General features: G+C 62.1%; 16 protein-coding genes. 1 reads left to right on the top strand and 15 read right to left on the bottom strand.

Features of this window, described 5'->3' with window-relative positions; translation table 11 throughout:
- Positions 1-74: 74 nt before the first annotated feature.
- The 11 genes from phoR to B0G69_RS01100 form a co-directional block, all read right to left on the bottom strand.
- On the bottom strand, positions 75-1,388 hold the full coding sequence (phoR, locus tag B0G69_RS01045) for a phosphate regulon sensor histidine kinase PhoR (RefSeq protein ID WP_121315274.1): 1,314 nt from the start codon (positions 1,386-1,388) through the stop codon (positions 75-77).
- A 108-nt stretch (positions 1,389-1,496) separates the two neighbouring features.
- A complete protein-coding gene (phoB, locus tag B0G69_RS01050; protein WP_028199153.1) occupies positions 1,497-2,198 on the bottom strand; it encodes a phosphate regulon transcriptional regulator PhoB in 702 nt (233 codons plus the stop codon).
- 26 nt (positions 2,199-2,224) lie between these two features.
- Positions 2,225-2,929 carry a phosphate signaling complex protein PhoU gene (gene phoU / locus B0G69_RS01055; protein ID WP_074764835.1) on the bottom strand — a complete coding sequence of 235 codons (705 nt, stop codon included), beginning with the start codon at positions 2,927-2,929 and terminating at the stop codon, positions 2,225-2,227.
- Between the two features lie 28 nt (positions 2,930-2,957).
- The gene (gene pstB, locus B0G69_RS01060) at positions 2,958-3,806 is read right to left on the bottom strand and encodes a phosphate ABC transporter ATP-binding protein PstB (RefSeq protein ID WP_042322166.1); all 849 of its coding nucleotides are present in this window, start codon (positions 3,804-3,806) and stop codon (positions 2,958-2,960) included.
- Positions 3,807-3,823: 17 nt separating this feature from the next.
- A complete protein-coding gene (gene pstA / locus B0G69_RS01065; RefSeq protein ID WP_121315275.1) occupies positions 3,824-4,720 on the bottom strand; it encodes a phosphate ABC transporter permease PstA in 897 nt (298 codons plus the stop codon).
- Positions 4,717-5,718, bottom strand: coding sequence for a phosphate ABC transporter permease PstC (gene pstC / locus B0G69_RS01070; protein WP_199731131.1), 1,002 nt, complete (start codon positions 5,716-5,718; stop codon positions 4,717-4,719). The genes pstA and pstC overlap by 4 nt, the downstream gene beginning before the upstream one ends.
- 159 nt (positions 5,719-5,877) lie before the next feature.
- A complete protein-coding gene (gene pstS, locus B0G69_RS01075) occupies positions 5,878-6,909 on the bottom strand; it encodes a phosphate ABC transporter substrate-binding protein PstS (protein WP_121315276.1) in 1,032 nt (343 codons plus the stop codon).
- 381 nt (positions 6,910-7,290) lie between these two features.
- Positions 7,291-8,649: a phosphoglucosamine mutase gene (glmM, locus tag B0G69_RS01085; RefSeq protein WP_121315278.1), complete on the bottom strand. Its 1,359-nt coding sequence runs from the start codon at positions 8,647-8,649 to the stop codon at positions 7,291-7,293.
- A gap of 28 nt (positions 8,650-8,677) precedes the next feature.
- Positions 8,678-9,577, bottom strand: coding sequence for a dihydropteroate synthase (gene folP, locus B0G69_RS01090; RefSeq protein ID WP_121318995.1), 900 nt, complete (start codon positions 9,575-9,577; stop codon positions 8,678-8,680).
- 83 nt (positions 9,578-9,660) lie between these two features.
- Positions 9,661-11,550 (bottom strand): ATP-dependent zinc metalloprotease FtsH, encoded by a 1,890-nt coding sequence (gene ftsH / locus B0G69_RS01095; protein ID WP_121315279.1) that lies wholly within the window; start codon positions 11,548-11,550, stop codon positions 9,661-9,663.
- 186 nt (positions 11,551-11,736) lie between these two features.
- Positions 11,737-12,399 (bottom strand): RlmE family RNA methyltransferase, encoded by a 663-nt coding sequence (locus B0G69_RS01100; protein ID WP_121315280.1) that lies wholly within the window; start codon positions 12,397-12,399, stop codon positions 11,737-11,739.
- A gap of 189 nt (positions 12,400-12,588) precedes the next feature.
- Between B0G69_RS01100 and B0G69_RS01105 the strand changes: the two genes are divergently transcribed.
- A complete protein-coding gene (locus tag B0G69_RS01105) occupies positions 12,589-13,116 on the top strand; it encodes a YhbY family RNA-binding protein (RefSeq protein ID WP_121315281.1) in 528 nt (175 codons plus the stop codon).
- A 145-nt stretch (positions 13,117-13,261) separates the two neighbouring features.
- Here the strand turns inward: B0G69_RS01105 and B0G69_RS01110 are convergent, their stop codons facing one another.
- The 4 genes from B0G69_RS01110 to carA all read right to left on the bottom strand — a co-directional run bounded on the left by B0G69_RS01110 (position 13,262) and on the right by carA (position 19,013).
- The gene (locus tag B0G69_RS01110; RefSeq protein ID WP_121315282.1) at positions 13,262-13,771 is read right to left on the bottom strand and encodes a DUF4149 domain-containing protein; all 510 of its coding nucleotides are present in this window, start codon (positions 13,769-13,771) and stop codon (positions 13,262-13,264) included.
- A gap of 20 nt (positions 13,772-13,791) precedes the next feature.
- On the bottom strand, positions 13,792-14,268 hold the full coding sequence (gene greA, locus B0G69_RS01115) for a transcription elongation factor GreA (protein WP_121315283.1): 477 nt from the start codon (positions 14,266-14,268) through the stop codon (positions 13,792-13,794).
- Positions 14,269-14,423: 155 nt separating this feature from the next.
- Positions 14,424-17,678, bottom strand: coding sequence for a carbamoyl-phosphate synthase large subunit (gene carB / locus B0G69_RS01120; RefSeq protein ID WP_121315284.1), 3,255 nt, complete (start codon positions 17,676-17,678; stop codon positions 14,424-14,426).
- A 180-nt stretch (positions 17,679-17,858) separates the two neighbouring features.
- A complete protein-coding gene (gene carA, locus B0G69_RS01125) occupies positions 17,859-19,013 on the bottom strand; it encodes a glutamine-hydrolyzing carbamoyl-phosphate synthase small subunit (RefSeq protein WP_121315285.1) in 1,155 nt (384 codons plus the stop codon).
- Positions 19,014-19,288: the final 275 nt, after the last annotated feature.

Consider the following 19,288-nt stretch of genomic DNA (forward strand, 5'->3'; position numbering starts at 1 on the left):
TCCTCGCGAGCCGCCGAAGCGAACATAAAAAAACCGCCTCTTCAGGCGGTTTTTTTATGCCGACGCATATGCCGTCAAACCGGTGCTGGCTGCCGGCGCGCGGTGCGATACACCGGAAAGCGCACGGTGAAGGTACTGCCGCGCCCCTCCTCGCTCTTGACGTCGAGTTGCGCATCGTGCCGCTGGAGCACGTGCTTGACGATCGCGAGGCCGAGGCCCGTGCCGCCCGTGTCACGCGAGCGGCTGCGGTCGACGCGATAGAACCGCTCCGTCAAACGCGGAATGTCCGCCGCCGGAATGCCCAACCCGCTGTCTGTGACGGAGAACACCGCATGCCCGCCTTGCGCCTGCCAGTTCACTTTGATCGCACCGCCGTCCGGCGTATAGCGAATCGCGTTCGTCACCAGATTGCCCAAAGCGCTGAGAATCTCGGTTTCGACGCCGGTCACGGTCAATCCTTCGTCGGCGTCGAACATGATCCGGTGATGGTCGCTCGACAGGCTCTGCGCGTCGTCCCGCAGATGGCGCAGCACCGCGCGCATGTCGATCATCTGATCGCTCGGCGGCTTGTTGTCGCCCTCGAGTTTCGCGAGCACCAGCAAGTCGCTGACGATATGGCGCATGCGCGACGCCTGCTGTTCCATCAGTTCGAGATAGCGCGAGCGCTCGGCCTCGCCTAACGGCAACTCGCGCAACGTCTCCAGAAAACCGGAGAGCACGGTCAGCGGCGTCTTCAGTTCATGCGAGACATTAGCGACGAAGTCGCGCCGCATCGCGTCGGTGCGCTCCAATTCGGTAATGTCCTGCGACAACACCAGCTTGCGATTCTCGCCATACGGAAACACCTGCACCGACAGCACGTTCTGGCGCTTGTCGCCCATGCCGCGCATGATCAGCATTTCCTCGTACTGGTGCGAGTTCAGGTAGCGGACGAAATCGGGGTAACGCACCAGATGCGTGATGTGCTGGCGCAGATCGCGTTTCGCATCAAGGCCGAAGTGACTCTCGGAGATCGCATTGCACCACTCGATCTGATCGTGATCGTCGAGCATCGCAACGCCGTTCGGCGAGGCCTGGATGGCCTGAATGAAACGCGAGTGCTGCTGCTCGACCTGGCGCACCTGGGCGTGCCAGCGCTTCGCGAGCTTGTGCAGGCGGTAGTAGATTTCGCCCCAGATGCCCGGCGCGCTCGGCACTTCGCCGTACACCGGTGCATCGAGCAGGCGCCACAGGCGCTGTTTGTGAAAGGTGCTGAAGATGCTCTGCGCAAGCAGCATGACGATCGCGAGAACGAGTGCTGTCTTGACGTTCACGAGCGCGCCGACCACTACGCACAGAACAGCCAGCAGCACGACCGACACGATGGAGCGCGCCCAGATGATGTTCATGGTCTAGCGATCGAAGAGAAAAACACGCGCCCGGCAATGAAGGGGCGGCGCCTGGTGTTGCGAATGTGATGTATGCGACCTTCACGGCGCGAGCGCCGCCCGCCGATCTCAGGCGCTCTTCGCCAGCCGGTAGCCGCTGCCGCGCACCGTTTCAATCATAGCATCGCATCCGGCCGGCTTGAGCGCCGCGCGCAGGCGCTTGATGTGCACGTCCACCGTGCGCTCTTCGACGAACACGTGATCGCCCCACACCTGATCGAGCAGTTGCGTGCGGCTATGCACGCGCTCCGGGTGCGTCATGAAGAAGTGCAGCAGACGGAATTCCGTCGGGCCGAGATCGAGCTTGATCTCGCTGCCTTCGGCATGCGCGGCCACGCGATGCGTCGCCGGGTCGAGCTTGAGGCCATTGATCGCGACGAGGTCTTCGGTCAGCTGCGGCGCACGGCGGCGCAGCACCGCCTTGATGCGCGCCATCAGTTCCTTCGGCGAGAACGGCTTCGTGACGTAGTCGTCGGCGCCGATTTCGAGGCCGAGCACCTTGTCCTGCTCGTCGCCGCGGGCGGTCAGCATGATGATCGGGATGTGCTTCGTGCGCTCGTTGTTGCGCAGATCGCGGGCGAACGCAATACCTGATTTTCCCGGCAACATCCAGTCGAGCAGGACGAGGTCGGGCAGCACGTCGCTGATCAGGTTCTGCGCCTGCTCCGCGTTGTACGCGCGAATCGGGCAGTGTCCGGCGTGTTGAAGATTGACCGAAATCAGCTCGGAAATAGCGGGCTCATCTTCAATGACGAGAATGCTGCTGGGCATCGGCACCTCTGGTCCTTATCTCTGGATTAACTGAGCGCTTCGCGTTCGAGCGCGTCGCGCGATTTGTGCCGCACGTCGGTGCCCTTGACGATATAGATGATGAATTCGGCGATGTTCTTCGCGTGGTCGCCGATGCGTTCGATCGCCTTCGCGATGAACAGAAAATCGAGGCCCACGGAAATGGAGCGCGGATCTTCGGTCATGTACGAAATCAGCTTGCGCACGAACGCACGGAATTCCTCGTCGATCGCTTTGTCGTCGCGCACGATTTGCGCGGCGGCGACCGTGTCGAGACGCGCGAACGCGTCGAGCGCGCGGCGCAGGATCGACACCGCCATTTCGCCCGACAGCTTGATCTCGGCGATATTGATGGTGCGCGACGCGCCGTCTTCCATCAGACGCTTGGTGCGCTTGGCGATTTTTTCGGCTTCGTCGCCGGCGCGTTCGAGATTCGTGATGGTCTTCGAAATCGCGATCAACAGGCGCAGGTCACGCGCGGCCGGCTGACGGCGCGCGATGATGTTGCTGCACTCTTCGTCGATGTCGACTTCCATCTTGTTCAGGCGATCTTCGGCGGCGATCACCTGTTCCGCGATATCGAGGTCGAACTCGTTGAGCGCCTGCATCGCGTTGACGATTTGCGACTCGACGAGGCCGCCCATTTCGAGCACCTTCGAGGAAACCAGGTTCAGGTCGGCATCGAACTGGCTGGACAGATGTTTATCGGACATGTCGTACTCCGTTGTTTTGTTCGGCGGATCAGCCGAAGCGGCCCGTGATGTAGTCTTCCGTTTCCTTGCGGACCGGCTTGATGAAGATCTTTTCGGTGTCGCCGAATTCGATCAGTTCACCGAGGTACATATAGGCAGTGTAGTCCGAACAGCGGGCCGCCTGTTGCATGTTGTGCGTGACGATGACCACCGTGTAATCGCTCTTCAGTTCGGCGATCAGTTCTTCGATGCGGCCCGTCGAAATCGGGTCCAGCGCCGAGCACGGCTCGTCGAGCAGCAGCACTTCCGGACGGATCGCGATGCCGCGCGCGATGCACAGACGCTGCTGCTGCCCGCCGGACAAACCGTAGCCGCTCTGGCCGAGCTTGTCCTTCACTTCGTTCCACAACGCGGCCTTGGTAAGCGCCCATTCGACGCGGTCGTCCATCTCCGAGCGCGGTAGCGTTTCGAACATCTTCACGCCGAACGCGATGTTGTCGTAGATCGACATAGGAAACGGCGTCGGCTTCTGGAACACCATGCCGATGCGCGCGCGCAAGAGCGAGATATCGCGCTTGGAGGTCAGCAGGTTTTCGCCGTCCATCAGGATTTCGCCTTCGGCGCGCTGTTCCGGATAGAGCGCGTACATCTTGTTGAAGGTGCGCAACAAGGTGGACTTGCCGCAGCCCGAGGGGCCGATGAACGCGGTCACCTTGCCTTCGGGAATCTGCAGGTTGATGTTCTTCAGCGCGTGATACTTGCCGTAGAAGAAGTTCAGGTCGTTGACTTCGATCTTGGGGCGCGACGGTGACGACGCCTGGCCGCTCTGGGCGGGGTCGAAACCGGCGGGTGCAGTGGGACGCGCGATCGGATTGAGTTGAGTTTCTGCCATATTCATCGGATTACACTCCGCCCTTACTTATTCGAGAAGATCGTGCGCGCGAGGATGTTCAGTCCCAGCACCGCGAGCGTGATCAGGAAGACGCCGGCCCACGCGAGCGATTGCCATTGCGCGAACGGGCTCATCGCAAACTTGTAGATCGTGACCGGCAGATTCGCGACCGGCTGGCCCATGTTCAACGAGAAGAACTGATTCGACAGCGCCGTGAACAGCAGCGGCGCGGTTTCGCCCGCAATCCGGGCAACCCCGAGCAGCACGCCCGTGACGATGCCCGCAATCGACGCTTTCAGCGTGATCGACAGCACCATCTTCCACTTCGGCGTACCGAGTGCGAAGGCCGCTTCACGCAGCGCGTTCGGCACCAGTTTCAGCATGTTTTCGGTAGTGCGGATCACGATCGGAATCTGCAGCAGCGCGAGCGCGAACACGCCAGCCCAGCCGCTGAAGTGGCCCATCTTCGCCACCACCAGCGCATACACGAACAGACCGATCACGATCGACGGCGCGGACAACAGAATGTCGTTGATGAAGCGCGTCACGTTGGCAAGCCAGCCCTTCTGACCGTATTCGGCGAGATACACGCCCGCCAGAATGCCGATCGGCGTACCGACGAAAGTGGCGAGACCGACCAGCAGCACGCTGCCGACGATCGCATTGGCGAGACCGCCGCCGTCGGTGTTCGGCGGCGGCGTCGATTGCGTGAACAACTCGATCGACAAGCCGCCAATGCCCAGGCGCAGCGTCGTATAGAGAATCCACACGAGCCACAACAGACCGAATGCCATCGCCGCGAGCGACATGGTCAGCGCGAGTGCGTTCTTCATGCGGCGGCGTCCTTGCAGACGCACGCGCATCGCTTCGAGCGCAGCCGCGTCGTTCGAACCCGGCATATTCAAGGTGGACTGGCTCATTTCGCGCCCTCCCCTTTTTCGAGGCGAAGCAGCATGATCTTCGAAATCGACAGCACGATGAAAGTAATCACGAACAGGATCAGGCCGAGCTCCATGAGCGCCGACGTGTGCAGGCCGGGATCCGCTTCCGCGAATTCATTGGCGAGCGCCGACGTAATGCTGTTGCCCGGCGAAAACAGCGAGATATTGTCGAGCAGATTGGTATTGCCGATCACGAACGTGACCGCCATCGTCTCGCCGAGCGCGCGGCCGAGGCCCAGCATGACGCCGCCGATCACGCCGCTCTTGGTGAAGGGCAGCACGATCTTCCACATGACTTCCCAGGTCGTGCAGCCGATGCCGTATGCCGATTCCTTCAGCAGCACCGGCGTGACTTCGAACACGTCGCGCATCACCGATGCGATGTACGGGATGATCATGATCGCGAGAATCACGCCCGCGCACAGGATGCCGATGCCGATCGGCGGCCCGCGAAACAGCGCGCCGACGAACGGAATGCCGCCGAGCACCGCGCCGAGCGGCTTCTGGAACCACGTCGCGAAAATCGGCGCGAACACCAGCAGACCCCACATGCCGTACACGATCGACGGGATCGCGGCGAGCAGTTCAATGGCGATGCCGAGCGGGCGGCGCAGCCACGCGGGCGCGAGTTCGGTCAGGAAAAGCGCGATGCCGAAGCTCACCGGCACCGCGATGACGAGAGCAATGATCGACGTGGCGATCGTGCCGTAGATCGGCACCAACGCGCCGAACTGCTTGCTGGGTGGATCCCATTCGGCGGTCCACAGGAAGCTCAAGCCGAACTCCCTGATCGACGGCATGGAAGAGATGATCAGCGAAACGATGATGCCGCCGAGCAGCAGCAGTGTGATGATGGCGGCGACGCGCGCCAGGCCGCCGAAGATCACGTCGCCGGCGCGACTGGGCGCCTTCTGCTGCGACGTGCTGCCGGGCGGGGTGGCCCTGCTTGCGCCAGACGCTAAATGGATATCGGACATGAGAGCCTGATGGACCTGTTTCCAGTTGCCGTATGACACGTGTCGTGCGGCCGGTAATGCTCGGGTGAATGCCGGGATGAAGCCCCGGGGTAATGCCATTGGCCGTCCCCACAGGGGGACGGCCAACGTGTTACGCGATGCTGTTGCCTACCGCAAAACTTACTCGGCGATCGCCTTGCCTGCCGAATCCTTCACCTTCGCCTTCCACTGCGTGCGGATTTCCGACACGACCGAATCCGGCAGCGAGATGTAGTCCAGTTCGTTCGCGGCTTGCGTGCCGTTCTTGAACGCCCAGTCGAAGAACTTCAGCGTTTCGGTGCCTTGCGCCGGCTTGTCCTGCGCCGTGTGCAGCAGCACGAACGTCGCGCCGACGATCGGCCATGCGTTCTTGCCCGGCTCGTTCGTCAGGATCTGGTAGAACGACTTCGACCAGTCCGCGCCCGCTGCCGCTGCCTTGAAAGTATCCGTCTTCGGCTCGACCACCGTGCCCGACGAGTTCTTCAGCGCGACGTACGTCATGTGGTTCTGCTTCGCGTACGCCCATTCCACGTAGCCGATTGCGCCCGGCAGACGTTGCACGAAGGCTGCGACGCCGTCGTTGCCCTTGCCGCCCGTACCGGTCGGCCAGTTGACCGTCGAACCTTCACCGACCTTCGACTTCCAGTCCGCGTTGACCTTCGACAGATAGTTCGTCCAGATGAAGCTGGTGCCCGAACCGTCGGCGCGGCGGACCACGGCGATGTCGGTATCCGGCAGCTTGAGCTTCGGGTTCAGCGCAACGATCGCCGGATCGTTCCACTTCTTGATCTTGCCCAGGTAGATGTCGCCGAGCACTTCACCCGACAGCACCAGTTCCGACGGCTTCACGCCCGGCACATTGACAACCGGCACCACGCCGCCGACCACCGTCGGGAACTGGAACAGGCCATCCTTGGCGAGTTCGTCGTCCTTCAGCGGAGCGTCCGAACCGGCGAAGTCGACCGTCTTCGCGACGATCTGCTTGATGCCGCCCGACGAACCAATACCCTGGTAGTTCACTTTGCCGCCGCCCGACTTCTGATAGGCGTCGGCCCACTTCGTGTAGATCGGTGCTGCGAAGGTGCTGCCCGCGCCGGTGATGTCTGCGGCTTGCGCTGCGATCGCGAAAAGCGCGCCAGCGACGCCAGCGAACACGGTTTGCATCAATTTCATGAGACCTCCAAGGTGTGAGCGGTGTGAGCGAGTAACACGAACACCGCGAAGCTTAGAGTCTCATTGTGACAAAAACGTGACTAATCGTGAAACACGCGTGACAGTGAGATTACTGAAATGAAAGGCTTTGAACGGATGAACCGACGGCCTGGCGGCATTGCCGTGCGTTCTTAGGAAGAATAGGTGAAAAAGATGGGGCGCGAACGTTTGCGCGGGGTGAGGCGGTGAATGAGGTGGAGTGGGTCGGTGGGAGAAAAGGCTGAGGCTTTTTTCGGGTCGGATGCTCGACTGGCCGCGACTAGCGACTGGCGACCAGCGACTAGCGGCAAGCGGCGAGGCGATATCCTGTCGCCCGCCGCTTGCTCGCCAAAAAAACGTCGCTTACGTGGTGGCCTGCTTGACCGCGTCGGCGATCGCTTCCGAATGAAGCACCGCGTCGTCGACATTCTCGGCCTCGACCATCACGCGCAACACCGGCTCGGTGCCAGACGCGCGGATCAGCACGCGGCCGCGGCCATTCAGCGCGCTCTCGGCGTGGCCAATCGCGCGACGGATCGCGTCACTGCCCTTCCAGTCCGCGTCCGGCTTCATGCGCACATTGATCAGCTTCTGCGGGAACAGCGTGACGCCATCGAGCAGATCAGCGAGCGATTTCCCGCTACGCTGCATCGCCGCGAGCACCAGCAACGCGGAAACGATGCCGTCGCCGGTCGAATGGCGGTCGAGGGAGAGGATATGGCCGGAGCCTTCCGCGCCGAGTTGCCAGCCGTGCTCGCGCAGTTGCTCGAGCACGTAGCGATCGCCCACCGCCGCGCGGACGAACTTCACGCCCGCCTCCTGCAGCGCCACCTCGACGGCCATATTGGTCATCAGGGTGCCCACTGCGCCGTCCACGTTGCCGTCGGTCGCGATGCGGTCCTTGACCAATACGTACAGCAGCTCGTCGCCGTTATAGAGGCGGCCGGCGGCGTCCACTACCTGCAGACGGTCGGCGTCGCCGTCGAGTGCAATGCCGAGGTCCGCGTGATTCGCGCGCACCGCGCGCACCAGCGCATCCGGCGCCGTCGCGCCGACGCCGTCGTTGATGTTGAAGCCGTTGGGCGAAACACCGATTGGAATCACCTCGGCACCGAGTTCATGGAAGACGTGCGGCGCGACGTCGTACGCGGCGCCGTGCGCGCAATCGACGACCAGCTTCATGCCGCGCAGGTCGAACGCGGCCGGAAACGTACTCTTGCAGAACTCGATATAGCGGCCGGCGGCGTCGTCGAGGCGCCGCGCCTTGCCGAGTTGCTCGGAGGCCGCGCAGGCGAGCGGCAGATTGAGCTGCTCTTCGATCTGCGCCTCGACTTCATCCGGCAGCTTGTTGCCGTCGGCGGAAAAGAATTTGATGCCGTTATCGTAGTACGGATTGTGCGAAGCGCTGATGACCACGCCGGCAGCAAGCCGCAGCGCGCGCGTCAAATAGGCGATGCCGGGTGTCGGCATCGGGCCCGCCAGCATCACGTCGACGCCGGCCGCCGAAAAGCCCGACTCGAGCGCGGCTTCGAGCATGTAGCCCGATACGCGCGTGTCTTTGCCGATCAGCACCGTTGGCCGAGTGCTCGATCTGGCCCGGCGATCCGCTCCCGCCAGCACCTTGCCGGCTGCATAGCCCAGCCGCAGCACAAATTCCGGCGTAATGGGCCCTTCGCCGACCTTGCCTCGAATCCCGTCCGTTCCGAAGTAACGACGCACCATATTATTTCTCCCTCGTTTTGCTGTGGGTTCAACCACGCGCACGGCCGTGATTCGCCGCGTCGCGCATGGCTGCCCATACTTTCAATGCGTCTGCTGTTTGCGCAACATCATGCACGCGCAGAATCGCAGCACCCCGTTCGGCCGCGCACACGGCGGCAGCAACACTACCGGCGACACGCTCGGCAGCCGGACGCCCGACCACTGCGCCGATCATCGACTTGCGTGACATGCCCGCGAGAATCGGATAAGGCGGCACGGCTTGCGGCGCGGTGTCCGGCAAATGCGCGAGCAACGCGTAGTTATGTTCGATCACCGCCTTGCCGAAGCCGAAACCCGGGTCGACGCTGATGCGCGCACGCCCGACTCCGGCTTGCTGCAACGTCGCCACCCGCTCCTCGAGGAAACGCCGAACCTCGCTCACGACATCCTCATAGGCGGGCTCGCCGAGCTGCATGGTCTGCGGCTCACCGAGCATATGCATCACACATAACCCACATGCACTATCGCGAACCGCGTCGATCGCACCGGCCATCCGGAAACCCCAGATGTCGTTGATCAGATCGGCGCCCGCGCTCAATGCCTCGCGCATCACTTCCGGTTTGTACGTATCGATCGACAACGGCACGTTGGCCCCGCGCAATTGCTCGATGAGCGGAATCACGCGCTCCAGCTCTTCATCGAGCGGCACTGGCGGCGCACCGGGGCGGGTCGATTCGCCACCGATGTCGATGATGTCCGCGCCCTCGAGCATCATGCGTTCGGCCTGACGCAACGCGTCGCCGCGCATCGCATATTGGCCACCGTCGGAGAAGGAATCGGGCGTGACGTTCAGAATACCCATGACCAACGGGCGTTCAAAGGTCAGCTTGAAGCGGCCGCATTGCAGCGGCTCTGGAATGGGAGGAGAAGATAGATCGGCTTTCGACACGTAGCAATGCTTCACGTAAAACGGATAAATGCAAAACGGGCCGGTGTGAAACACACCGGCCCGCACTTTCGACTGATCGCCTATCAGGCCGGCGCGGTTGCGCTACCCGGCTTGACCTCGGTGCCCGGGCTACCGCCCGACGAGGCGTCGCTTGCCGACGGCGGCGAGCTCTTCGGCGAACGCGGCGGACGGCCGGCCATGATGTCGTTGATCTGATCGGCGTCGATCGTCTCCCACTCCATCAGTGCGGCGGTCATCGCTTCTACCTTGTCGCGGTTTTCATCCAGCAGGCGCTTCGCGAGGTTGTACTGCTCGTCCAGCACGCGGCGGATTTCCGCATCGACCTTCTGCTGCGTCGCTTCCGAAATGGTCCGCGTGAAACCGCGGCCAAACGGCGTTGCATCGTTTTCGTCGTCGACGTACACCATCGTTCCGAGCGCATCCGTCATGCCAAAGCGAGCCACCATGGCGCGAGCCGTCTGCGTCGCCTTGTTGAAGTCGTCCGAAGCACCGGTGCTGATCAGGTTCAGGAACAACTCTTCCGCCACCCGGCCACCGAACAGGATCGCAAGACGATCGAGCAGATAATCCTTTGAGTACGTTTCGTTGTCATGCTCCGGCAGCTGCCACGTCACACCCAGCGCACGGCCGCGCGGAATGATCGTGACCTTGTGCACCGGATCGGCCTTCGGCAACAGCTTGGCGATCACCGCATGGCCCGACTCGTGGTAAGCCGTCGCCCGCTTCGACTCCTCGCGAATCACGGCAGACTTGCGCTCCGGACCCATGAAGATCTTGTCCTTCGCATCTTCGAAGTCCGTCATTTCGACGATGCGCTTGCCGCGACGAGCCGCGAACAGTGCCGCTTCGTTCACGAGGTTCGCCAGATCGGCGCCCGAGAAGCCCGGCGTGCCGCGCGCAATCACTGCCGCGTCGACGTCGTTCGAAATCGGCACCTTGCGCAGATGCACCTTCATGATGTGTTCGCGGCCGCGGATATCCGGCAGACCGACATACACCTGACGGTCGAAACGGCCCGGACGCAGCAGCGCCTTGTCGAGCACGTCCGAGCGGTTCGTTGCAGCGATCACGATCACGCCCGAGTTCGCTTCGAACCCGTCCATCTCGACGAGCATCTGATTCAACGTCTGCTCGCGTTCGTCGTTACCGCCGCCCATGCCGGCGCCACGATGACGACCGACCGCGTCGATTTCGTCGATGAACACGATGCACGGTGCGTGCTTCTTGGCCTGCTCGAACATGTCGCGCACACGAGCCGCGCCGACACCGACGAACATTTCAACGAAGTCCGAACCCGAAATGCTGAAGAACGGCACCTTCGCTTCGCCAGCGATAGCGCGTGCCAACAGCGTCTTACCCGTTCCCGGAGGGCCGACCAGCAGCACACCACGTGGAATGCGCCCGCCCAGCTTCTGGAATTTCTGCGGGTCGCGCAGGAAGTCGACCAGTTCGGAGACTTCTTCCTTGGCTTCGTCGCAACCGGCGACGTCGGTGAAATTGATTGCGTTGTTGTTCTCGTCGATCAGCCGCGCACGGGATTTGCCGAACGAGAATGCTCCGCCTTTCCCGCCCCCTTGCATCTGTCGCATCATGTAGAACCAGAAACCGATGATCAGGATCGTCGGCCCGAGGTAATACAGCGCGGACACCAGCGCATTGGGTTCGTCGTCAGCCTTGCCGCTCACCTGAACGCCATACTTCATCAGATCGCCGACCATCCAGATGTCGCCGGGCGACACGATCTGGTACTTCTGGCCGTCTGCTGGAGTGACCGTGAGGTTCCGCCCCTGGACAATGACGTTCTTGACTTTGCCGGCCTTCGCGTCGTCCATGAACTGCGAATAGGAAACGCCTTCCTGGACACGGGGCTTGTCGAACTGCTTGAACACCGTAAACAGCACCAGTGCGATAACCAGCCACACTGCTGCCTTCGAAAACATATTGTTGTTCAAAGCACCACTCCTTCACTTAGACGGGCGCCTACATTTGCCTTGCGGCACCACGAAAGCATTCTAATCCAGTCCGCAAACCCCTGCCATAAGGTTTCGCTACCACAGAAATAGCGCAGCGTGCCAATCAAGCGCCAATTCGAGCGCCGGAGGCATTTATCGGCAGATGCGGAACCGTCCTGCAGCGCCCTATGCGGGCCGCTTGAGATGCTTACCCAAAATAAACGTTTCTGACGATTTATCCCGCGACGCTTTCGGCTTGCGGGCCGCCACCACCTTGAACTGACGCTTGAACTTCTCGACAATCTGGCTATAACCGCTGCCGTGGAAGCATTTGACTAAAAGGGCGCCATCCGGTTTCAGGTGATTTTGTGAGAATTCCAGCGCGAGATCGCATAAATGCTCGATTCGTGCAGCATCCGCCACCGCCACTCCCGACAGGTTGGGCGCCATATCCGAAATTACAAGGTCAACCTGGCGTTCGCCGACCAATTCTTCCAGTTGGCCCAGTACCGAGTCTTCACGGAAGTCGCCCTGGATGAAGTGAACGTCGGCCACAGGCTCCATCGGTAGCAGATCGAGCGCGATGATCGTGCCGTCGATACCGCCTTCGCGCTCCGCATCGCGCTGCGAGCCTTTGGCGAGCTTGTTGCGCGCGTACTGGCTCCAGCTGCCGGGCGTGGAGCCGAGGTCGACGATCACCTGCCCCGGACGGATCAGCTTGTCCTGCTCGTCGATTTCCTTGAGCTTGTAGGCTGCGCGGGCGCGATAGCCCTCCCGCTGCGCCATTTTCACGTACGGATCGTTGATGTGGTCATGCAGCCACGCGGTATTGAACTTGTTTTTTGCCATTAAGGATTGAACTCTTGCTGCGTGGTGACGCGCTTTAGGGGATAATACGCGGTTAATTCGCGCGGCCACCGCCAAACCGGCGGCATCCGCGATTCTGTTGTTCTGACGCGCCGCCCTGTTGAATCGACCGATCGAGCAAGTCGATCGGGAACGCAGGTGCCGCCATTTTAGTCGAGTCTCCCACTTTCCATGCCCGCCCTCAAAGTCTCTTCCGACCAACGCGCCGAGTTGCGCTCCCAGGCACATGCGCTCAAACCGGTCGTGCTCGTCGGCGCCGAAGGCTTGACCGACGCTGTGCTCTCCGAGATCAAGGTCCACCTTGGCGCTCATCAGCTCATCAAAATCCGCGTGTTCGGCGACGAACGCGAGGAACGCATCGCGATCTATGAAGAGATTTGCGACAAGCTGAACGCCGCGCCGATCCAGCACATCGGCAAACTGTTGGTGATCTGGAAGCCGGAATCGGCTCAACCGGCGGTGAAGCCGAAGCGCGGCGCCCTGCCGAGCGCCCGCGAAGCGGCCGTCGAGGCCAAGCCTGGCAAGGGTCGTGCGCCACGCGTTGTCACGGTCGTCAAACCCAGTGAAATTCCGATGCGCAAGCCGAAGGCAAAAGCTGTCGTGGTGCGCGGCAATGAACGCGTCACGCAAGGCGGCAACATCAAGCGTGCCAAGAAGCGTCAAACCAGCGCGAAGCGCTCGCATCAGTCCTCGAAGTAAGCAGGTGGCAAAGAGGTGCGGGAAGGTCCGCACCTTGAGCAACGCTGGCCTGAAACGCGGCGGGATGCCCGCGCAAGAGGCTTCGGCAAAGTCATAGATCGGAAAGAGTGACTAGCTAGCGTAAGTAGTACATGCCTGACCTGCCTCAGCCCGCCACTTTCCCCGCAGCACCCCGAGCGCCCTGCTCCGTCGTCTCCGCACCGGTGCTCGCCGGTAGCTTCCACACGAGCGCCACGCCAAGCAGGCTTTCGATCAGATAGAACACGCTCGACACGCCGTGCAGAATGCCGAAGCGTGCCGCATAAACCGAATGCCCGACGTCGGTGCCGGCTTCGAGCGCGGCCTCGCGCATCGCATTCATGAACGGCTGCAGCGCGAAGTAACCCATCAGCACGCACACCAGCATGCCGGCTATCAGCCAGCGCAACCGCCGATAAGCCTCGCTGCCGCGGCGAACCAGCACATTCGCGAGACCCAGCAGCAAAATACCGCACACCACACCCACGACGCCCTGAATGCGGAATAGTTGTGCCGCCACCGCGCCTGCCGAAATCCGGTCGAGCGACGTGAACAGCACTGGCGCGACGGCATAGCCGATAGTCAGCAGACTACCGACCCACACCACCGTCAGAAGACGGAAAAACCGATGTGGCATCTGGGACTCCCGGGCCACCCTCAAACGTAGCTGACCGCGATGATTTCGTATTCGCGCACGCCGCCCGGCGCCTGCACCGACGCAACGTCGCCCTCCGATTTGCCGATCAAGGCGCGCGCGATCGGCGAGCTGATCGAAATCAGGCCATGGTCGATGTCCGCTTCGTCGTCGCCGACGATCTGATATTTGACCGACGCACCCGACTCCAGGTCTTCCAGTTCCAGCGTCGCACCAAACACCACACGGCCGTCCGCGTCCACCTTCGACGGATCGATCACCTGCGCGCCGGCCAGCTTCGATTCGATCTCGGCAATCCGGCCTTCGATAAAGCCCTGCTTTTCCTTCGCAGCGTCGTATTCCGCGTTTTCCGACAGATCGCCCTGGGCACGCGCTTCCGCGATCGAGTTGATTACTGCCGGACGTTCGACCGATTTCAGCCGCTGCAATTCGTCGCGCAACATGTCCGCGCCGCGCTTAGTCAATGGAATAGTGCTCATAAACAACTCTAGAGGCAAAAAACAGCCGTAAAAAAAATCACCGCGGTTAAGTGCATTCCGCAGGAACCAGTGCCATGGAGCATAACTCCGGCCCCAGCACCTGCGAAACGCCGCTTAACCGCGGCACGTACATCCTGAGACAGAAACTCGAAGCCTTAGTTTAGGCGAGCGTGGAGTCCTTGTAAATCATAGACTTCCAGGTTCTTCAGGTAGCGCAAACCTTCCACCGCAGCCCGTGCGCCGGACATCGTCGTGTAGTACGTGACCTTGTTCGCCTGCGCGCTCATGCGAATCGAACGCGAATCGGCGATCGCGGCGCGCGTTTCGTCGACGGTCGTGAAGACCAGCGCGATTTCGCCGTTCTTGATCATGTCGACAATGTGCGGACGGCCGTCCTTCACCTTGTTGACGACCTTCACCGGCACGCCGGCCGCTTCGATCGCGGCAGCCGTGCCCTTGGTCGCGACGATCGGATAACCGAGTTCGTGCAGCATGCGCGCGACTTCGACGGCCTTCGGCTTGTCCGCGTCCATCACGGTCAACAGCACCGTACCCGATTCCGGCAAACGCGAACCCGCCGCGAGCTGCGACTTGAAGAGCGCCTCGCCGAACGTCTGGCCCACGCCCATCACTTCACCGGTCGAACGCATTTCCGGTCCGAGCACCGGGTCGACGGCCGGGAACTTGACGAAGGGAAACACGGCTTCCTTCACGCTGAAGTACGGCGGGTCGATTTCCTTCGTCACGCCTTGATCGGCGAGCTTCTGGCCGACCATCGCGCGCGCCGCGATCTTCGCGAGCGGCAGGCTGGTCGCCTTCGACACGTACGGCACCGTACGCGATGCACGCGGGTTCACTTCGAGCACGTAGATGACGTCTTCCTTCGAGCCATCCGCCTGCGGGACTTGCTGGATCGCGAACTGCACGTTCATCAGCCCGACCACGTTCAGCGCTTTCGCCATCGCGCCGGTCTGGCGCTTCAGTTCAGCGACGGTGTCCTGCGACAGCGAATACGGCGGCAGCGAGCAAGCCGAGTCGCCGGAGTGCACGCCCGCCTGTTCGATGTGCTCCATCACGCCGCCGATGAACACCGCTTCGCCATCCGAGATGCAATCGACGTCGCATTCGATCGCGTCGTTCAGGAAGCGATCGAGCAGCACCGGCGAATCGTTCGACACCTTCACGGCCTCGCGCATATAGCGCTCGAGGTCGCGCGGCTCGTGGACGATTTCCATCGCGCGGCCACCCAGCACATACGACGGACGCACCACCAGCGGATAGCCGATTTCGTCGGCGAGCTTGAGCGCTTCGTCTTCCGCGCGCGCGGTGCGGTTCGGCGGCTGACGCAGGCCGAGGTCCTGCAGCAGCTTCTGGAAACGCTCGCGGTCTTCGGCCGCGTCGATCATGTCCGGCGACGTGCCGACGATCGGCACACCGTTCGCTTCGAGATCGAGCGCGAGCTTCAGCGGCGTCTGCCCGCCGTATTGCACGATCACGCCGACCGGCTTTTCCTTGTCGACGATTTCGAGCACGTCTTCGAGCGTCAGCGATTCGAAGTACAGACGGTCCGACGTGTCGTAGTCGGTCGAAACGGTTTCAGGGTTGCAGTTGACCATGATCGTTTCGTAGCCGTCTTCGCGCATCGCGAGCGCAGCGTGCACGCAGCAGTAGTCGAACTCGATGCCCTGGCCGATCCGGTTCGGGCCGCCGCCCAACACCATGATCTTCTTGTTGTTGGTCGGATTCGCTTCGCACTCGTCCTCGTACGTGGAGTACATGTACGCGGTTTTCGTCGCGAATTCGGCCGCGCAGGTGTCGACACGCTTGTACACCGGGCGCACGTTCAGCTCGATACGGCGCTGACGCACGTCCGCCGGCTTCGCGCCGAGCAGTTTGGCCAGACGGCGATCCGAAAAGCCGCTCTGCTTCAGATACTTCAGTTCTTCCTTCGAGAGGCTCGCGAGCGTGCGACCGGCCAGCGCCTTTTCCTTCAGGACGATCTGTTCGATCTGCGCGAGGAACCACGGGTCGATCGCGGTTTCCTCGAAAATCTCCGCAGCCGTCATGCCGACGCGGAACGCGTCGCCGACATACCAGATGCGGTCCGGACCGGCTTCGCCGATCTCGCGGATGATCTCGTCACGGTTATCGGTCTTTTCGTCCAGACCGTCGACGCCGACTTCAAGACCGCGCAGCGCCTTCTGGAACGACTCCTGGAAGGTGCGTCCGATCGCCATCACTTCGCCGACCGACTTCATCTGCGTGGTCAGGCGCGAATCGGCTTCGCGGAATTTCTCGAATGCGAAACGCGGAATCTTGGTGACGACGTAGTCGATGGTCGGCTCGAAGGAGGCTGGGGTCTGGCCGCCGGTGATTTCGTTCTTCAGTTCGTCGAGCGTGTAGCCCACTGCCAGCTTGGCCGCGACCTTGGCGATCGGGAAGCCGGTCGCCTTCGATGCCAGCGCCGACGAGCGCGACACGCGCGGGTTCATTTCGATCACGATCATCCGGCCGTCTTTCGGATTGATCGAGAACTGCACGTTCGAGCCGCCCGTATCGACGCCGATCTCGCGCAGCACGGCGAGCGAGGCGTTACGCAGGATCTGATATTCCTTGTCGGTCAGCGTTTGCGCCGGCGCGACGGTGATCGAGTCGCCGGTGTGGATGCCCATCGGGTCCAGGTTTTCGATCGAGCAGACGATGATGCAGTTGTCCTTGGTGTCGCGGACCACTTCCATCTCATACTCTTTCCAGCCGAGCAGCGATTCTTCGATCAGCAGCTCGCGCGTCGGCGACAGGTCGAGACCACGCTTGCAGATCTCTTCGAATTCGTCGCGGTTGTACGCGATGCCGCCGCCCGAGCCGCCCAGCGTGAACGACGGACGGATCACGACCGGATAGCCGCCGCTGCCGGTTTGCGCAGCGATATCGGCCTGCACCTGCAGCGCTTCTTCCATCGAATGCGCGGTGCCCGACTTGGCCGAACCGAGACCGATCTTGGTCATCGCGTCCTTGAACTTCTGGCGGTCTTCCGCCTTGTCGATCGCTTCCGGCGATGCGCCGATCAGCTCGACCTTGTACTTCTCCAGCACGCCGTGCGCGTGCAGATCGAGCGCGCAGTTCAGCGCCGTCTGGCCGCCCATCGTCGGCAGGATCGCGTCCGGGCGCTCCTTCGCGATGATGCGCTCGACCACTTCCCACGTGATCGGCTCGATGTAGGTCACGTCGGCCGTGTTCGGGTCGGTCATGATCGTCGCCGGATTGCTGTTGACGAGAATGACCTTGTAGCCTTCCTCACGCAGCGCCTTGCATGCCTGCGCGCCCGAGTAATCGAACTCGCATGCCTGGCCGATGATGATCGGACCCGCGCCGATGATGAGGATGCTCTTGATGTCTGTCCGCTTGGGCATAACGCTCTCGCTAATGTATTCCTGAATTCTTTCCGTCGGCGCGCGGCGCTGTTGCGTTGCGCGCGCTCTGCTTTGCTCTGTTCTTTGCGGCTCGCCGTCCATGCGCGCGAGGCGCCTCGCGAGCCACGCTACCGCTGAAGCGGGCTCGCGGCGCGAGGCCGCTGAGGCCGCTGAGCTGTCTTAAGCCGCTGCGCTCTTGCCGCCCTTCTGTGCGTCCATCAACGCGGTGAAGCGGTCGAACAGATAAGCGATGTCGTGCGGACCGGGCGATGCTTCTGGATGACCCTGGAAGCAGAACGCCGGCTTGTCGGTCAGCGCGAAGCCTTGCAGCGTGCCGTCGAACAGCGACACGTGCGTGGCGCGCGCGTTGGCCGGCAGCGTGTCGGCGTCGACCGCGAAACCATGGTTCTGCGACGTGATGACCACGCGGCCGTCGTCCAGATCCTTCACCGGATGGTTCGCGCCGTGGTGGCCGGTCTTCATCTTCATGGTCTTTGCGCCGACCGCGAGGCCCATGATCTGATGGCCGAGGCAGATGCCGAAAGTCGGAATGCCGCGCTCGATCAGTTCTTTCGTAGCCGCGATCGCGTAGTCGCACGGCTGCGGATCGCCGGGACCGTTCGACAGGAACACGCCGTCCGGGTTGAGCGCCAGCGCGTCGGCCGCGCTCGCCTGCGCCGGCAGCACGGTGACTTGGCAGCCGCGCTCGGCCAGCATGCGCAGGATGTTGTACTTGACGCCGTAGTCGAACGCCACCACGCGGTACTTCGGCGCATTCTGCTTGCCGTAGCCGGTGCCCAGACGCCATTCGGTCTGGGTCCACTCGTAGGTTTCCTTCGTCGATACGACCTTCGCGAGGTCCATGCCCGAAAGGCCGGGGAACGAGCGGGCGAGTTCGATGGCCTTGACCTCGTCGTCCGAGCCGGCGAGGATTGCGCCATTCTGCGCGCCCTTGTCGCGCAAAACGCGGGTCAGCATGCGGGTGTCGAGGCCGGCGATGGCGACCACGCCTTCGTCCTGCAGGTATTGCGGGAGCGTGCGCTCCATGCGGAAGTTCGACGCGAGAACCGGCAGATCGCGAATGATCAGGCCGGCGGCATGGACTTTCGTAGCTTCGACGTCTTCGGCGTTCACACCGACATTGCCGATATGCGGATACGTGAGGGTCACGATCTGGCGCGCGTAGCTCGGGTCAGTCAGGATTTCCTGATAGCCGGTGATAGCGGTGTTGAACACGACTTCGCCGATGGTATGCCCGGGGGCGCCGATCGAGTAACCACGAAAGACCGTGCCGTCGGCGAGCGCGAGCAGAGCGGGAGAAAATGACGGCAACACGGGAGACTCCTTGGGGGGAACACCCTGTTGCCGACCTGCCTATCCGACTGCGAGCCGCAGCGAAACACATCCACGGGATGCACGCGCAGACTCACTCGCGACCTGCTGTTGAACGTTGCAAGGGGTGTGCGATGGGTCCAATGCATCCATTGAGTGGACGGATCGGCCAGACGCGGGGGCCCTTCTTGCTACGCCAATGGCGCGCGGCGGATGAACGGTATGGGAGAGGTAGGCGCTAGGGTGCGGGTTGATAAGCTCAAACCTTGGAATTATAG

This window comes from Paraburkholderia sp. RAU2J (genome assembly GCF_003634845.1).
Taxonomy (GTDB): Bacteria; Pseudomonadota; Gammaproteobacteria; order Burkholderiales; family Burkholderiaceae; genus Paraburkholderia; species Paraburkholderia fynbosensis.

What these genes read in the sequence shown, in the direction of transcription:
- pstA (WP_121315275.1), bottom strand. Translation starts at nt 4,720, where the DNA reads ATGAGCCAGTCCACCTTGAATATGCCGGGTTCGAACGACGCGGCTGCG.
- greA (WP_121315283.1), bottom strand. Translation starts at nt 14,268, where the DNA reads ATGAGCACTATTCCATTGACTAAGCGCGGCGCGGACATGTTGCGCGAC.
- phoR (WP_121315274.1), bottom strand. Translation starts at nt 1,388, where the DNA reads ATGAACATCATCTGGGCGCGCTCCATCGTGTCGGTCGTGCTGCTGGCT.
- pstS (WP_121315276.1), bottom strand. Translation starts at nt 6,909, where the DNA reads ATGAAATTGATGCAAACCGTGTTCGCTGGCGTCGCTGGCGCGCTTTTC.
- B0G69_RS01105 (WP_121315281.1), top strand. Translation starts at nt 12,589, where the DNA reads ATGCCCGCCCTCAAAGTCTCTTCCGACCAACGCGCCGAGTTGCGCTCC.
- B0G69_RS01110 (WP_121315282.1), bottom strand. Translation starts at nt 13,771, where the DNA reads ATGCCACATCGGTTTTTCCGTCTTCTGACGGTGGTGTGGGTCGGTAGT.
- pstC (WP_199731131.1), bottom strand. Translation starts at nt 5,718, where the DNA reads ATGTCCGATATCCATTTAGCGTCTGGCGCAAGCAGGGCCACCCCGCCC.
- carB (WP_121315284.1), bottom strand. Translation starts at nt 17,678, where the DNA reads ATGCCCAAGCGGACAGACATCAAGAGCATCCTCATCATCGGCGCGGGT.
- phoB (WP_028199153.1), bottom strand. Translation starts at nt 2,198, where the DNA reads ATGCCCAGCAGCATTCTCGTCATTGAAGATGAGCCCGCTATTTCCGAG.
- B0G69_RS01100 (WP_121315280.1), bottom strand. Translation starts at nt 12,399, where the DNA reads ATGGCAAAAAACAAGTTCAATACCGCGTGGCTGCATGACCACATCAAC.
- pstB (WP_042322166.1), bottom strand. Translation starts at nt 3,806, where the DNA reads ATGAATATGGCAGAAACTCAACTCAATCCGATCGCGCGTCCCACTGCA.
- glmM (WP_121315278.1), bottom strand. Translation starts at nt 8,649, where the DNA reads ATGGTGCGTCGTTACTTCGGAACGGACGGGATTCGAGGCAAGGTCGGC.
- phoU (WP_074764835.1), bottom strand. Translation starts at nt 2,929, where the DNA reads ATGTCCGATAAACATCTGTCCAGCCAGTTCGATGCCGACCTGAACCTG.